General features: G+C 40.9%; 25 protein-coding genes and 1 pseudogene. 1 reads left to right on the top strand and 25 read right to left on the bottom strand.

Annotation, left to right across the window (positions count from 1 at the left end; translation table 11 throughout):
- The first annotated feature begins 7 nt into the window (after positions 1-7).
- Positions 8-886: a DMT family transporter gene (locus MZO21_RS01815; RefSeq protein ID WP_248102007.1), complete on the top strand. Its 879-nt coding sequence runs from the start codon at positions 8-10 to the stop codon at positions 884-886.
- Between the two features lie 227 nt (positions 887-1,113).
- Here the strand turns inward: MZO21_RS01815 and MZO21_RS01810 are convergent, their stop codons facing one another.
- From MZO21_RS01810 to rpsS, 25 genes and pseudogenes are all read right to left on the bottom strand, one after another.
- On the bottom strand, positions 1,114-1,479 hold the full coding sequence (locus MZO21_RS01810) for a hypothetical protein (RefSeq protein WP_154771872.1): 366 nt from the start codon (positions 1,477-1,479) through the stop codon (positions 1,114-1,116).
- A gap of 10 nt (positions 1,480-1,489) precedes the next feature.
- Complete coding sequence (locus tag MZO21_RS01805; protein WP_154771871.1) at positions 1,490-1,750, bottom strand: succinate dehydrogenase assembly factor 2; 261 nt, start codon at positions 1,748-1,750, stop codon at positions 1,490-1,492.
- A 287-nt stretch (positions 1,751-2,037) separates the two neighbouring features.
- Positions 2,038-2,403, bottom strand: coding sequence for a 50S ribosomal protein L17 (gene rplQ, locus MZO21_RS01800; RefSeq protein ID WP_034587447.1), 366 nt, complete (start codon positions 2,401-2,403; stop codon positions 2,038-2,040).
- A gap of 18 nt (positions 2,404-2,421) precedes the next feature.
- Positions 2,422-3,429 (bottom strand): DNA-directed RNA polymerase subunit alpha, encoded by a 1,008-nt coding sequence (locus MZO21_RS01795; protein WP_154771870.1) that lies wholly within the window; start codon positions 3,427-3,429, stop codon positions 2,422-2,424.
- A gap of 16 nt (positions 3,430-3,445) precedes the next feature.
- The gene (gene rpsD / locus MZO21_RS01790; RefSeq protein ID WP_154771869.1) at positions 3,446-4,072 is read right to left on the bottom strand and encodes a 30S ribosomal protein S4; all 627 of its coding nucleotides are present in this window, start codon (positions 4,070-4,072) and stop codon (positions 3,446-3,448) included.
- 12 nt (positions 4,073-4,084) lie between these two features.
- Positions 4,085-4,471, bottom strand: a complete 387-nt coding sequence (gene rpsK / locus MZO21_RS01785) for a 30S ribosomal protein S11 (RefSeq protein ID WP_001040166.1) — start codon at positions 4,469-4,471, stop codon at positions 4,085-4,087.
- Positions 4,472-4,490: 19 nt separating this feature from the next.
- The gene (gene rpsM / locus MZO21_RS01780) at positions 4,491-4,847 is read right to left on the bottom strand and encodes a 30S ribosomal protein S13 (protein WP_154771868.1); all 357 of its coding nucleotides are present in this window, start codon (positions 4,845-4,847) and stop codon (positions 4,491-4,493) included.
- A 106-nt stretch (positions 4,848-4,953) separates the two neighbouring features.
- Positions 4,954-5,070, bottom strand: a complete 117-nt coding sequence (rpmJ, locus tag MZO21_RS01775) for a 50S ribosomal protein L36 (RefSeq protein ID WP_000867907.1) — start codon at positions 5,068-5,070, stop codon at positions 4,954-4,956.
- 20 nt (positions 5,071-5,090) lie between these two features.
- A complete protein-coding gene (gene secY, locus MZO21_RS01770) occupies positions 5,091-6,410 on the bottom strand; it encodes a preprotein translocase subunit SecY (protein ID WP_171501184.1) in 1,320 nt (439 codons plus the stop codon).
- Positions 6,411-6,455: 45 nt separating this feature from the next.
- Entirely contained in the window at positions 6,456-6,896 is a 441-nt protein-coding gene (rplO, locus tag MZO21_RS01765; RefSeq protein ID WP_154771867.1) for a 50S ribosomal protein L15, read from the bottom strand.
- A gap of 3 nt (positions 6,897-6,899) precedes the next feature.
- Entirely contained in the window at positions 6,900-7,076 is a 177-nt protein-coding gene (gene rpmD, locus MZO21_RS01760; protein ID WP_154771866.1) for a 50S ribosomal protein L30, read from the bottom strand.
- A 6-nt stretch (positions 7,077-7,082) separates the two neighbouring features.
- On the bottom strand, positions 7,083-7,580 hold the full coding sequence (rpsE, locus tag MZO21_RS01755; protein WP_154771865.1) for a 30S ribosomal protein S5: 498 nt from the start codon (positions 7,578-7,580) through the stop codon (positions 7,083-7,085).
- A 2-nt stretch (positions 7,581-7,582) separates the two neighbouring features.
- Positions 7,583-7,933, bottom strand: a complete 351-nt coding sequence (gene rplR / locus MZO21_RS01750; protein WP_152874603.1) for a 50S ribosomal protein L18 — start codon at positions 7,931-7,933, stop codon at positions 7,583-7,585.
- 14 nt (positions 7,934-7,947) lie between these two features.
- Positions 7,948-8,481, bottom strand: coding sequence for a 50S ribosomal protein L6 (gene rplF, locus MZO21_RS01745; RefSeq protein WP_248102004.1), 534 nt, complete (start codon positions 8,479-8,481; stop codon positions 7,948-7,950).
- Between the two features lie 13 nt (positions 8,482-8,494).
- Positions 8,495-8,890, bottom strand: coding sequence for a 30S ribosomal protein S8 (gene rpsH, locus MZO21_RS01740; protein ID WP_154771863.1), 396 nt, complete (start codon positions 8,888-8,890; stop codon positions 8,495-8,497).
- Positions 8,891-8,902: 12 nt separating this feature from the next.
- Positions 8,903-9,208, bottom strand: a complete 306-nt coding sequence (rpsN, locus tag MZO21_RS01735) for a 30S ribosomal protein S14 (RefSeq protein ID WP_120373538.1) — start codon at positions 9,206-9,208, stop codon at positions 8,903-8,905.
- Positions 9,209-9,217: 9 nt separating this feature from the next.
- On the bottom strand, positions 9,218-9,754 hold the full coding sequence (gene rplE / locus MZO21_RS01730) for a 50S ribosomal protein L5 (protein ID WP_154771862.1): 537 nt from the start codon (positions 9,752-9,754) through the stop codon (positions 9,218-9,220).
- A gap of 16 nt (positions 9,755-9,770) precedes the next feature.
- A complete protein-coding gene (gene rplX, locus MZO21_RS01725) occupies positions 9,771-10,088 on the bottom strand; it encodes a 50S ribosomal protein L24 (RefSeq protein WP_154771861.1) in 318 nt (105 codons plus the stop codon).
- 9 nt (positions 10,089-10,097) lie between these two features.
- Positions 10,098-10,466 (bottom strand): 50S ribosomal protein L14, encoded by a 369-nt coding sequence (rplN, locus tag MZO21_RS01720; protein WP_067762909.1) that lies wholly within the window; start codon positions 10,464-10,466, stop codon positions 10,098-10,100.
- A 91-nt stretch (positions 10,467-10,557) separates the two neighbouring features.
- Complete coding sequence (gene rpsQ / locus MZO21_RS01715) at positions 10,558-10,815, bottom strand: 30S ribosomal protein S17 (RefSeq protein ID WP_154771860.1); 258 nt, start codon at positions 10,813-10,815, stop codon at positions 10,558-10,560.
- Entirely contained in the window at positions 10,812-11,009 is a 198-nt protein-coding gene (gene rpmC, locus MZO21_RS01710) for a 50S ribosomal protein L29 (RefSeq protein WP_004825188.1), read from the bottom strand. The genes rpsQ and rpmC overlap by 4 nt, the downstream gene beginning before the upstream one ends.
- Entirely contained in the window at positions 11,009-11,422 is a 414-nt protein-coding gene (gene rplP, locus MZO21_RS01705; RefSeq protein WP_154771859.1) for a 50S ribosomal protein L16, read from the bottom strand. Before rplP ends, rpmC begins: the two co-directional genes overlap by 1 nt.
- Positions 11,362-12,178 (bottom strand): annotated as a pseudogene (gene rpsC, locus MZO21_RS01700) (30S ribosomal protein S3). Before rpsC ends, rplP begins: the two are co-directional and overlap by 61 nt.
- A gap of 1 nt (position 12,179) precedes the next feature.
- Positions 12,180-12,509 carry a 50S ribosomal protein L22 gene (rplV, locus tag MZO21_RS01695; protein WP_086189609.1) on the bottom strand — a complete coding sequence of 110 codons (330 nt, stop codon included), beginning with the start codon at positions 12,507-12,509 and terminating at the stop codon, positions 12,180-12,182.
- Positions 12,510-12,518: 9 nt separating this feature from the next.
- Complete coding sequence (gene rpsS, locus MZO21_RS01690) at positions 12,519-12,794, bottom strand: 30S ribosomal protein S19 (RefSeq protein WP_004281508.1); 276 nt, start codon at positions 12,792-12,794, stop codon at positions 12,519-12,521.
- Between the last annotated feature and the right edge of the window lies 1 nt (position 12,795).

Below are 12,795 nucleotides of genomic sequence, written 5' to 3'. Positions count from 1 at the left end.
CTTTTTTATGACCAATGTTTCTTCAAAGCAGAATCTTCCAATCGCGATTCTTTGCTTAACCTGTTCAGCACTTCTATTTTCACTCATGGGTGTTTGTATTCGCTATGCGTCTTATACAGTAGATAACGCAACAGTTGTATTCTTTAGAAATATTGTTGGTCTATGTATTTTCATACCCTTCATCATAAAATATGGTTCTGTATTTTTTAAAACTGAAAAGCTTTGGATGCATACTTGGCGCTCAATCATCGGGCTTATAGCAATGTATGGTTTCTTTTATGCAATTGCACATTTAAAGCTTTCAAATGCAATGGTATTTTCTTATTCATCTCCAATTTTTATTCCATTAATAGCATGGCTTTTTTTGAAAGAGAAAATTACCAAAACGATGCTTTTAGCTGCGGTTATTGGATTATTTGGCGTACTTTTTGTTGCAAAACCAGACTCAGGCTTATTTAATTTACTCTCTATCATCGGTCTAGTTTCAAGCTTTCTAGCCGCAATGGCATTTGTGACTGTACGTGCATTAACTTCAACAGAACCACCTGAACGTATTGTTTTCTATTTTTGCTTTTTCGGCACAATAATCTCATCAATTCCTATGTTTTTTGTCTGGCGCCCATACACCTATACAGAACTTGGTTATTTAATTTGTGCAGGAATTCTTGCAAATATCAGTCAAATTTTTATGTCAAATGCTTATAAACTTGCACCAGCAGGTCAAATTGGACCAGTAAATTACATTGCTATTATTTTTGCTGGAATTTGGGGATATTTCTTCTGGTATGAAATGCCAGATATCTATAGCATCATTGGCTTTGCATTTATTTTATCTGCCATTTTATTATGTAGTCCATTATTACAAAACAAACTAAAAAATAGCTAAAATCAAAATAATACTTTTATAAACTTTAAATAAAAAAAAGTAGCACTGCGACGGTTCTGCACATGCTACTTATAAACTGATAGCCTAAATAGGCTCTCTTGTTCGAAAATAATAAAAAAGATCTTTAGAGGTAAGGTTCTCTCTTACAACAATGTATATTGAAATGAAATAATATTGTATAAAAATTGTCTAACAATGCTTAGTTTTTCATATTTATTACATGATTTTTATTTTAACACCGACAATACTTTTAAGTTTTTCCACTGTGTACGATTTAACTGATCAAACCAAATAACAATTGGTTTTTGCTCAGATTGCTTGAATTGAACCACTACATATAATTGATGATTTAAAATATTTTTAATACCAACTCTATATATTTCTTTATTATTTTTAAATTTAAGACTCCAAACATCATCATCTAAATAAGCTAAATACTCAATTTTTTCTTTTTTATTAAAGAATAAAAATGAAATAACTAAAAGAATAATAGAAAAGATTAGAAATAGAATATTTAATAATTGATATAGAATGAAAATAATTAAGAGAATAATCACCAATTGAAACACAATCGAAATTCGACTGTGTTTCAAATGAAATTCCCTATGCACCATGCACATAAAATTTCAATTTCTTAATAAAATCTTTAAGTTCTGGACGTGGTGGCTCAGAAACCTCCATAAACCAGTCTAAAAGATCAGGATCTTCTTGAGCGACTAACTCATTAAACATCTCTTTTTCTTCAACATCTGCTTTCAAATAGTAGTTTTTAACGTACGGATCAAAATACACATCAATTTCTTTTAAGCCACGACGTGCACGGTAAATAACTTTACGTTCTTCTAAACTAATTTCTTCAGTCATCGTTTTATCCAAAATTTAAACGTATTTCAATAATCTCTAGTGTAACCTAGCCCTTAAAAAGTTTCGATGTATTTATATGCAAAGTCATGATACGAATTAAATTTAAGCTTATTCATACAGAAGACAATAAATACAAATTTATTTACCACCCAATAAGACTCGATCAATTATTATTTATATAACTTAAAAATATTTATTCACGACAGATTTTTTACTTATTTTAAAAATAAAAAAAGCCGGTTAAAAACCGGCTTTTTCTAAGAACAACAGAAGCTATTCTTACGAAATTATTTAACTTCGCGATCTACAAGCTCAACATAAGCCATTGGCGCAGCATCACCTGCACGGAAGCCTGCTTTAAGCACACGTAGATAACCGCCGTTACGTTCTTTGTAACGAGGGCCAAGAACGGTAAATAATTTACCAACAGTTGCTGCTGAACGAGTACGAGCAAACGCCAAACGACGGTTTGCTACTGTATCGACTTTAGCTAAAGTGATTAAAGGCTCAGCAACACGACGTAATTCTTTAGCTTTAGGAACAGTAGTTTTAATTAACTCATGTTCGAACAAAGAATTAGCCATGTTTTGGAACATCGCTTTACGATGACTGCTTGTACGGCCTAATTTCACACCACTATTACGATGACGCATGGTGATAGTCCTACTTAATTAACGGCTACGATAGGCAAAGCGATCGTCCATACGGAGACTAGCCGGTGGCCAGTTCTCTAAACGCATGCCGAGTTGCAAGCCTTTTGAAGCCAGAACATCTTTAATCTCAGTCAACGATTTTTTACCTAAGTTAGGAGTTTTTAACAACTCAACTTCAGTACGTTGAACAAGATCACCGATGTAGTAAATATTTTCTGCTTTCAAACAGTTAGCAGAACGAACAGTAAGCTCTAGATCATCTACTGGACGAAGCAAGATTGGGTCAACTTCTTCACGAGGCTCTTGAGCAACTGGTGCTTGATCTTTTTGAAGATCAACAAAAATTGCAATTTGTTGTTGCAAAATTGTTGCCGCTTTGCGGATAGCTTCTTCTGGATCTACAGTACCATTTGTTTCAAGATCAATGATCAGCTTATCAAGGTCAGTACGTTGTTCTACACGCGCATTTTCTACGATGTAAGACACACGTTTGATCGGGCTATAAGAAGCATCTAATTGTAAGCGACCTACAGGGCGAGTTTCGCCTTCAGGGAAGCGTGAATCAGAAGTTTCATAACCACGGCCTTGAGAAACTTTCAAGCGCATTTTTAAAGAGCCAGAAGCACTAAGAGTACCGATCAAGTGTTCAGGGTTAACCACTTCAACATTATGAGGTAAACGAAGGTCAGCGGCTGTTACGTCGCCAGGACCTTGTTTCTCTAATGTCAAATAAGCTTCATTTTGATCGAACAGCTTAATAGACAATCCTTTTAGGTTCAGCAAGAGCTCGACGATGTCCTGCTGCAAGCCTTCCAAGGTACTGTACTCGTGCTCAACACCCTCAATTTCAACTTCAACCACAGCAGCGCCAGGTAAAGAAGAAAGAAGGATGCGACGTAAAGCATTACCCAGAGTATGACCAAAGCCACGCTCTAATGGTTCTAGAATAACTTTTGCCGAGGTCCCGCTAACCGCTTCGACCTTGATCGCTTGCGGAGTTAGAAACTCATTTGCAGTACGCGTCATATTGCTTCCTCAAGGATTATTTAGAATACAATTCTACAATCAAGCTTTCGTTGATTTCAGCAGGTAAATCAGAACGATCTGGTGCAGCTTTAAACGTACCTTCCAACTTAGAATGGTCAATTTCCATCCAAGAAGGAATACCACGTTGAGCAGCTAACTCAATTGCGTTTTTAATACGTAATTGTTGTTTAGCACCTTCGTGAACTGCAATCACATCGCCCGCTTTAACTTGGATAGACGCGATGTTAACACGACGACCATTTAAAGTGATTGAACGGTGAGATACTAGCTGACGAGCTTCTGCACGTGTAGAACCAAAACCCATGCGATAAACAACGTTATCTAGGCGGCTTTCAAGCAATTTCAACAAGTTTTCACCAGTTGCGCCTTTAACACGAGCAGCTTCTTTATAGTAATTACTAAATTGACGCTCTAAAACACCGTACATACGACGTACTTTTTGTTTTTCACGTAATTGTAGTGAGTACTCAGATTGTTTGCTACCACGAGCCCCGCCATGTTGGCCAGGAGCTTTAGCATGTTTTTTTGTCTTAACATCAAACGGTTTAACGCCTGATTTAAGTTGCAGGTCTGTCCCTTCGCGGCGAGAGAGTTTGCATTTTGGACCAATATAACGAGCCATGAATGTTTCTCCTTACACGCGACGTTTTTTAGGTGGACGGCAACCGTTGTGCGGGATTGGCGTCACATCGGTAATGCTGTTAATTTTATAACCCACTGCACCTAAAGCACGAACCGCAGACTCACGACCAGGACCAGGACCTTTTACAAGGACGTCCAGGTTTTTCAAACCGTAATCTAAAGCAGCTTTACCAGCAACTTCAGCAGCTACCTGAGCAGCAAACGGAGTTGATTTACGTGATCCACGGAAGCCTTGTCCACCAGAGGTAGCCCAAGCCAGTGCATTACCTTGACGATCGGTAATAGTCACAATGGTGTTATTAAAAGAAGCGTGAATGTGTGCAACACCTTCAGAGACGGTACGAGTGACCTTCTTGCGTGTGCGAGTATCTTTAGCCATCTTTTAGCTTCCAGAAATCTTATTTCTTAATAGGTTTGCGCGGACCTTTACGGGTACGAGCGTTAGTTTTTGTGCGTTGTCCGCGGACAGGCAAGCTGCGACGATGACGAAGACCGCGGTAGCAGCCTAAATCCATTAAACGTTTAATGTTCATGGAAATTTCGCGACGTAAATCACCTTCGGTAGGAACCTTAGCAACTTCTGCACGAATCGCATCAAGCTGAGCGTCATCTAATTCACGAATCTTAGTAGTAGTTGCAATACCAACAGCAGCCAAAATAGACTTAGCAGTATGACGACCGATACCAAAGATATACGTTAGAGAGATAACAGCATGCTTGTTATCCGGAATGTTTACACCGGCAATACGAGCCATTCAATTTTCTCCAAAAAGGCAATTGGATAATCAACCGCCCCACAAAAATCTTGAGGGGCGGATAATAACCTAATTAGCCTACTGAAATCAACAGGTCTTGATTAAATTAACCTTGACGCTGCTTATGACGAGGTTCAGCGCTACAAATTACGCGAATAACCCCATTACGACGGATAACTTTACAGCTACCACAAATTTTCTTAACAGAAGCTTGTACTTTCATGATGAAACCTCTAAGTGCGCTTATCCCTTAGGATGAGCAGTCGTTTTTCTCATTAATGTTTGATTATCGTATTGGTGCGATGTGAGATGTGCTTGAAGCTGAGCCATAAAGTCCATCACAACAACCACAACAATTAGCAAAGATGTTCCACCCAAGCTAAATGGTATACCAAAAGAGCTTTGTAGAATCATCGGCATTAAGCAGATCACTGTTATGTAAATCGCGCCAATAAAAGTCAAACGATTGAGAATATGATCTAAGTAACGAGCAGTTTGCTCACCTGGGCGTATACCAGGCACATAAGCTCCGCTGCGTTTCAAGTTTTCTGAAACTTCTTTAGGGCTAAATACTAGCGCAGTATAGAAATAACAGAAAAAGATAATTAACGCACCAAAGAGCACCAAATACAACGGCTGACCAGGTGACAGAACTAATGCTAAATCTTGTAGGCTACGTTGAATAAATCCTGCATTTTCATCAGAACTTCCTACCCACTGCCCTAAGCTCGCAGGGAACAAAAGCAATGAACTTGCAAAAATTGCAGGAATCACACCAGCCATATTAATTTTCAATGGCAAATGAGTCTGTTGCGCAGTAAATACACGACGACCTTGTTGTTTTTGAGCATAGTTTACAGGAATACGACGTTGCGCCTTCTCAATAAACACAATTGCTGCTAAAACCCCCAAAGATAATAAACCAAATATTGCCAAGCCTATTAAGCTTGATTGACCATTATCCACCGAAGTAAGTGATTGCAAAACTAAGTTTGGCAATCCAGCAACAATACCAGCGAAGATGATCATGGAAATACCATTACCCACCCCACGCTCAGTAATTTGCTCACCCAACCACATTAAGAACATTGTACCAGCAACCAAAGAAGTCACTGCTGGAATGTAGAATGCCATGCCGTTTGTCAAAGTAATACCCTGACTAATTAAGCCTGCACACATACCAATTGCTTGCACTAATGCAAGAAACAATGTGCCTTGTCTCGTATATTGATTTATTTTACGCTTACCTTGCTCGCCTTCTTTTTTCAAAGCTTCGAGCGAAGGAACAACCGTAGACATTAACTGCACAATAATAGATGCAGAAATATACGGCATAATACCTAAAGCAAGAATAGACATTCTCTCTAATGCACCACCAGAGAACATGTTAAACAAACCAAGGATAGTACCTTGGTTTGCATTAAAAAGATTCTCTAGGGCAGCATTATTGATACCCGGTACTGGAATATGCGCTCCTAGTCGAAAAACCAACAAAGCACCAATGAGGAACATCATTCGGCGAATAATTTCACGGTATTTCACGTGAAATGGTTGACCTTTCATCATGTTTACATGACCTGAAGAACTAGGAGTCATAGACACTGGGGATTACTCCTCGACTTTGCCGCCAGCAGCTTCAAGAGCAGCTTTAGCGCCTTTAGTCAATGCAACACCTTTAACAGTGAAAGCACGAGTAATTTCACCAGAAAGTACGATACGAGCGCGAATCATGTCTTTACGAACAACATTCGCTGCTTTTAAAGTTTCAAGTGAAACGATATCACCTTCAACTTTAGAAAGCTCAGATAAACGTACTTCAGCAGTTTTCAAAGCGATTTGGCTAGTGAAACCGAATTTAGGTAAACGACGATACAACGCAGTTTGACCACCCTCGAATCCAGCACGTACACCACCACCAGAGCGTGAAGTTTGACCTTTCACACCACGGCCACCGGTTTTACCAACGCCAGAACCGATACCACGACCTTTACGTAAATTGTCGCGTTTTGCACCTTCTGCAGGTGCAAGTTCATTTAAACGCAGAGTCATGGCTTACTCCTCTACACTAACCATATAGTAGACTTGGTTGATCATACCGCGGTTAGAAGGCGTATCTAGCACTTCTACAGTATGACCAATACGACGCAGACCTAAACCTTGCAAGCTAAGCTTATGATTTTTCAAGCGATGAGCTGAAGATTTAGTCTGGGTAACTTTAATCGTTTTCATGATTGATTACCCTTGAATTTGTGCTACTGTCAAACCACGTTTCGCAGCGACTTTCTCAGGAGAAGTCATATCACGCAAACCATTAAAAGTTGCGTTTACTACGTTAGCAGCATTGGTAGAGCCATAACATTTAGTTAATACGTTACGTACGCCAACAGCTTCTAAAACTGCACGCATAGCACCACCAGCAATTACACCAGTACCTTCAGAAGCAGGTTGCATGTAAACGCGGCTTGCACCGTGACGAGCATTAATAGGATGCTGAACAGTACCATCAACTAGATCAACTGTAATCATGTTGCGACGAGCAGCTTCAAGCGCTTTAGAAATAGCAGCTGGAACTTCACGTGCTTTACCACGACCGAAACCTACGCGACCATTACCATCACCCACAACAGTTAACGCTGTGAAAGAGAAGATACGACCACCCTTAACAACTTTGGCTACACGATCAACGGCAACCAGCTTTTCAACAAGACCTTCGTTTTGTTCAACTTTAGCCATGATTAGAACTCCAAACCGTTTTCACGAGCAGCATCAGCCAAGGCTTTGATACGACCATGATATTTAAAACCAGAACGGTCAAATGCAACTTTAGTTACACCAGCAGCTTTCGCACGCTCTGCAATTAAAGCGCCAACTTGTTGGGCTGCATTTACGTTACCAGTTGTACCAGCACGTAGAGTAGCATCTAAAGTAGAAGCTTGAGCTAATACTTTGCCACCATCTGCTGAGATAACTTGAGCATAGATGTGACGCGGAGTGCGGTTTACACACAAACGAGTCGCACCCAATGCACGAATGTGCAAGCGTGTGCTTTTCGCACGACGCAAACGGGATTGTTTCTTTTCGTTCATAAGAACCTCGCGCCTTATTTCTTCTTAGCTTCTTTACGAAGTACAACTTCGTCAGAATAACGAACACCTTTACCTTTATAAGGCTCAGGAGGACGGTAACCACGAATTTCCGCAGCTACTTGACCTAAAGCTGCTTTATCAGCAGATTTAAGAATAATTTCAGTAGCAGTTGGAGTTTCTGCAGTTACACCTTCAGGAAGGTTGTAATCTACCGGGTGAGAGAAACCAAGGCTAAGGTTAATAACATTACCTTTAACCGCAGCTTTATAACCAACACCGATAAGTTGTAACTTGCGTTCGAAACCTTCGCTAACACCTTTAACAAGGTTGTTAAGAACAGCGCGAGCAGTACCAGCTTGCATCCAAGAATCTTTAGATTCTTTAACTGGAGCAACAACTAATGTACCGTCTTCCTGTTTAAGCTCGACCAGCGCATGCAGGTTGAAAGACAATGTACCTTTAGTGCCTTTCACTTCGACCTGCCGGCCGTTCTGAGTAACTGTTACACCGTTAGGTACAGTTACTGGGGCTTTAGCCACACGAGACATGAGGAATCACCTATTAAGAAACAAAAGCAATAACTTCACCACCGATGCCCGCAGCACGTGCAGCGCGATCAGTCATGATGCCTTTGCTTGTAGAAACAATTGCAATACCTAAACCTTGCTTAACGCTAGGAAGTGCATCTTTACCGCGATATTGGCGAAGACCTGGACGGCTTACGCGCTTAACAGTATCGATAACTGGTTTGCCTTCGAAATATTTTAAAGTCAAAGTAAGCGTTGCTTTACCTTCAGCATCAGCAACAGCTACTTCAGCAATATAACCTTCTTGTTGAAGAACGTTAGCGATTGCAACTTTTAACTTTGAGTTTGGCATAGAAACAGTTTGTTTCTTAGCCATTTGTGCGTTACGAACACGTGTTAACATGTCGGCAACGGTATCTTGCATACTCATTTATAGTGCTCCTTACCAGCTTGCCTTAACAACGCCCGGTACATCACCTTGCATTACTGTATCGCGTAATTTGTTACGGCTTAGACCGAACTTACGGAAGTAACCATGAGGACGACCAGTTAAACCACAACGGTTACGCAGACGTACTGGAGACGCATTACGTGGTAATGCTTGAAATTTCATCATCGCTTCGAAACGTTCTTCATCTGATGCATTTACGTTTGCGATAATTGCTTTTAGTTCAGCACGTTTCGCAGCGTATTTAGCTACAGTAGCTTCGCGTTTCAATTCGCGATTAATCATACCTTTCTTAGCCATATCGACCTCTTATTTGAACGGGAAGCCGAATGCACGCATAAGCGCACGGCCTTCGTCATCAGTACGAGCAGTCGTAGTGATGGTAATGTCCATACCACGAATACGGTCAATCTTATCAAAATCGATTTCAGGGAACATGATTTGTTCCTTAAGACCCATTGAGTAGTTACCACGACCATCGAATGATTTCGCAGAGAAACCACGGAAGTCACGGATACGAGGGATCGCGATAGAGATCAAACGGTCTAAGAATTCGTACATACGTTCGCCGCGTAAAGTAACTTTACAACCAATCGGCCAACCATCACGGATTTTGAAACCAGCGATTGATTTGCGAGCTAATGTAAGAACTGGTTTTTGACCAGCAATAGCTTGCATGTCAGCTAAAGCGCCATCTAACAATTTCTTGTCAGCTGAAGCTGCACCAACACCCATGTTAATGGTAATTTTAGTAATGCGTGGAATATCCATCACATTCTTAAGAGCTAAAGTTTCTTGTAACTGAGCCTTAAGTTCGTCGTTATAACGTGTTTTAAGTCTGGCCATAGCCTAAATCAACCTATTACTTCGCTACCGCCACTGATTCACCATTTGATTTGTAAACGCGAGTTTTCGCGCCATCAATCACTTGGTAACCAACACGGTCAGCCTTTTGGGTTGTAGCATTAAAAATTGCCACGTTTGAGATATGAAGCGAAGCTTCTTGTGTAACTACAGCGCCTTCAGCACCTGTTGCACGGTTCGGCTTTTGATGCTTCTTAACCAAGTTCAAGCCTTCAACTAGAACACGGTCGTTTGAAACAGACAGAACAGAACCCTGTTTGCCTTTTTCTTTACCTGCGATCACAATTACTTGATCGCCTTTTTTAATCTTAGCCATGATCGCCTCTTATAGTACTTCAGGAGCCAATGAAATAATTTTCATGAACTGTTCAGTACGAAGTTCACGAGTCACTGGTCCGAAAATACGAGTTGCAATCGGCGCTTTGTTCGTATTTAAGATAACAGCAGCATTATCATCAAAACGGATCACAGAACCGTCTGGACGACGGATGCCGAACTTAGTACGAACAACTACAGCATTCATCACGTCGCCTTTTTTAACACGGCCACGAGGAATAGCTTCTTTTACAGTAACTTTAATAATGTCGCCAACAGAAGCATAACGACGATGTGAACCACCTAGTACTTTAATACATTGTACGCGGCGAGCACCACTGTTGTCTGCTACGTCTAGCATACTTTCGGTTTGAATCATTGCCCTACTCCAAAACCGAGCATCACCGGTCACATTTCGAAAGGCTCAAAGAGTACTCGAAATTAACCGATGATGCAACAAGAACGTCTAATTACTCAGCAGCTGCTTCAATCACTTCAACTAAAGTCCAAGACTTAGTTTTAGAAACTGGGCGGCTTTCTTTAATGGTTACAACATCGCCAACTTTAGCAGTGTTGTTCTCATCATGAGCGTGTAATTTTGTTGAACGGCGGATTGATTTGCCATACAACGGGTGTTGAACGCGGCGTTCAATAAGAACAACAATAGATTTCTCCATTTTGTCGCTTACTACTTTACCTGTTAACGTGCGAACTGTTTGCTCACTCATTGTGCGTTCCCCTGTTTTTCGGTAAGGAGGGTCTTGATGCGAGCAATAGTCTTACGAGTAAGCGCAACTTCGTGCGATTTACCCAATTGACCAGTTGCTTTAGCCATACGAAGACGGAATTGGTTCAACTGTTGCTCATCAAGCAAAGCTGTCAATTCTTCTACCGACTTTTCACGTAGATCTTTAGTTTTCATTACATTACCGTCCGAGTCACGATAGTGGTTTTAAACGGAAGCTTAGCAGCAGCAAGAACAAATGCCTCACGTGCCAATTCTTCGTTAACACCATCAATTTCGTACAAGACTTTACCTGGTTTGATTTGGCAAACCCAGTATTCCACAGAACCTTTACCTTTACCCATACGAACTTCTAATGGCTTACTAGTAATTGGTTTGTCTGGGAAAACACGGATAAAGATCTTACCACCACGTTTAATACGACGGCTGATTGTACGACGCGCTGCTTCAATTTGACGCGCAGTCATTTGACCACGTTCAACTGATTTAAGTGCAATTGTACCGAAAGATACAGTGCTACCGCGATGTGCTAAACCAGTGTTACGGCCTTTTTGCACTTTGCGGAATTTAGTACGTTTAGGTTGCAACATGGATTATTCTCCTTTTTCAGCAGAACGATCATTGCGACGACCACGACGCTCTTGACCTTCACCACGACCGCGACCGCGTTTAGCTGGACGTTCTTCAGCAGGAGCAGGGTTCATGACTTGTTTCATGCCACCTAAAATCTCACCACGGAATACCCAAACTTTAACACCGATCGTACCGTAAGTAGTCTCAGCACGAACTGATGAGTAATCAATGTCAGCACGTAAAGTATGCAAAGGTACACGACCTTCACGATACCATTCTGTACGAGCAATCTCAGCACCGCCTAAACGACCTGAAACTTCAACTTTGATACCTTTAGCACCAGCACGCATAGAGTTTTGAACCGCACGCTTCATAGCACGACGGAACATAACACGCTTTTCTAATTGTGAAGCAATACCTTCAGCAACTAAACGAGCATCTAAATCTGGACGGTCGATTTCGTTGATGCTTACTTGCGCAGGAACACCCATAATAGATGTTAATTCGCGTTGTAATTTCTCAATGTCTTCGCCTTTTTTACCGATAACGATACCAGGACGTGCAGTGCTAATAGTAATTTTAGCAGCGCCCGTAGGACGTTCGATAAGAATATTGCTGATCATTGCATTCTTAAGTTTTTTGTTCAAAAACTCACGAACTTGCAAATCTTTAAGCAAGTATTCAGCGTATTGTTTCGGACTCGCATACCAATTAGCGTTATGACGTTTCACAACACCTAGGCGGATACCGATTGGATGAACCTTCTGACCCATATCAAACCCCTACCTTAACGGTAATGTGACAAGTACGCTTAGTAATACGATCTGCACGGCCTTTAGCACGTGGCAAAATACGTTTAAGGCTAGTGCCTTCATCAACGTAAATCGTAGAAACTTTAAGGTCGTCTACATCTAAACTGTTATTGTGTTCAGCATTCGCAATTGCAGATTCCAATGCTTTTTTAACCAAAACTGCAGCTTTTTTGTTGCTGAAGTTTAAGATATTAAGCGCGTGAGCAATAGATTTGCCACGGATTAAATCTGCAACCAAACGTGCTTTTTGTGCCGAGATAGCGGCACCGCGTAATTTAGCAGTAACTTCCATCATAGCACCTTAACGTTTAGACTTCTTGTCAACACCGTGACCACGATAGGTACGAGTTGGCGCGAATTCACCGAGTTTATGACCAACCATATGTTCAGATACGATCACTGGAACATGGTTACGACCATTATGGACAGAAATTGTTAAACCAACAAAATCCGGGAGGATCATCGAACGACGCGACCAAGTTTTGATCGGCTTACGGTTATTAGCCGCGATAGCCGCTTCAACCTTAGCGAACAAGTGCGCATCGACGAATGGGCCTTTTTTCAGAGAACGAGGCATT

It is taken from the genome of Acinetobacter portensis (genome assembly GCF_023158935.1).
GTDB classification, from domain to species: domain Bacteria; phylum Pseudomonadota; class Gammaproteobacteria; order Pseudomonadales; family Moraxellaceae; genus Acinetobacter; species Acinetobacter faecalis.
The sequence above is the reverse complement of the archived record's forward strand: the minus strand, read 5'-3'. Positions and strand labels throughout refer to the sequence as shown.

Excerpts from the sequence above, each read along its gene's own strand:
- rpsQ (WP_154771860.1), bottom strand. The coding sequence starts at position 10,815 with ATGAGTGAGCAAACAGTTCGCACGTTAACAGGTAAAGTAGTAAGCGAC.
- rplF (WP_248102004.1), bottom strand. The coding sequence starts at position 8,481 with ATGTCTCGTGTGGCTAAAGCCCCAGTAACTGTACCTAACGGTGTAACA.
- rplQ (WP_034587447.1), bottom strand. The coding sequence starts at position 2,403 with ATGCGTCATCGTAATAGTGGTGTGAAATTAGGCCGTACAAGCAGTCAT.
- rpsD (WP_154771869.1), bottom strand. The coding sequence starts at position 4,072 with ATGGCTCGTTATATTGGTCCAAAATGCAAACTCTCTCGCCGCGAAGGG.
- rpmC (WP_004825188.1), bottom strand. The coding sequence starts at position 11,009 with ATGAAAACTAAAGATCTACGTGAAAAGTCGGTAGAAGAATTGACAGCT.
- rplO (WP_154771867.1), bottom strand. The coding sequence starts at position 6,896 with ATGACTCTGCGTTTAAATGAACTTGCACCTGCAGAAGGTGCAAAACGC.
- rpmJ (WP_000867907.1), bottom strand. The coding sequence starts at position 5,070 with ATGAAAGTACAAGCTTCTGTTAAGAAAATTTGTGGTAGCTGTAAAGTT.
- rplE (WP_154771862.1), bottom strand. The coding sequence starts at position 9,754 with ATGGCCAGACTTAAAACACGTTATAACGACGAACTTAAGGCTCAGTTA.
- rpsH (WP_154771863.1), bottom strand. The coding sequence starts at position 8,890 with ATGAGTATGCAAGATACCGTTGCCGACATGTTAACACGTGTTCGTAAC.
- rpmD (WP_154771866.1), bottom strand. The coding sequence starts at position 7,076 with ATGAAAACGATTAAAGTTACCCAGACTAAATCTTCAGCTCATCGCTTG.
- MZO21_RS01815 (WP_248102007.1), top strand. The coding sequence starts at position 8 with ATGACCAATGTTTCTTCAAAGCAGAATCTTCCAATCGCGATTCTTTGC.
- rpsK (WP_001040166.1), bottom strand. The coding sequence starts at position 4,471 with ATGGCTAAAGATACTCGCACACGCAAGAAGGTCACTCGTACCGTCTCT.
- rpsM (WP_154771868.1), bottom strand. The coding sequence starts at position 4,847 with ATGGCTCGTATTGCCGGTGTAAACATTCCGGATAACAAGCATGCTGTT.
- MZO21_RS01795 (WP_154771870.1), bottom strand. The coding sequence starts at position 3,429 with ATGACGCGTACTGCAAATGAGTTTCTAACTCCGCAAGCGATCAAGGTC.
- MZO21_RS01805 (WP_154771871.1), bottom strand. The coding sequence starts at position 1,750 with ATGACTGAAGAAATTAGTTTAGAAGAACGTAAAGTTATTTACCGTGCA.
- rpsN (WP_120373538.1), bottom strand. The coding sequence starts at position 9,208 with ATGGCTAAGAAAGGTATGATTAATCGCGAATTGAAACGCGAAGCTACT.
- rplX (WP_154771861.1), bottom strand. The coding sequence starts at position 10,088 with ATGGCTAAGATTAAAAAAGGCGATCAAGTAATTGTGATCGCAGGTAAA.
- rplN (WP_067762909.1), bottom strand. The coding sequence starts at position 10,466 with ATGATTCAAACCGAAAGTATGCTAGACGTAGCAGACAACAGTGGTGCT.
- rpsE (WP_154771865.1), bottom strand. The coding sequence starts at position 7,580 with ATGGCTAAAGTTGAACAAAACGAAGGTCTTGTTGAAAAGCTGGTTGCC.
- rpsS (WP_004281508.1), bottom strand. The coding sequence starts at position 12,794 with ATGCCTCGTTCTCTGAAAAAAGGCCCATTCGTCGATGCGCACTTGTTC.
- rplR (WP_152874603.1), bottom strand. The coding sequence starts at position 7,933 with ATGAACGAAAAGAAACAATCCCGTTTGCGTCGTGCGAAAAGCACACGC.
- secY (WP_171501184.1), bottom strand. The coding sequence starts at position 6,410 with ATGAAAGGTCAACCATTTCACGTGAAATACCGTGAAATTATTCGCCGA.
- rplP (WP_154771859.1), bottom strand. The coding sequence starts at position 11,422 with ATGTTGCAACCTAAACGTACTAAATTCCGCAAAGTGCAAAAAGGCCGT.
- rplV (WP_086189609.1), bottom strand. The coding sequence starts at position 12,509 with ATGGAAGTTACTGCTAAATTACGCGGTGCCGCTATCTCGGCACAAAAA.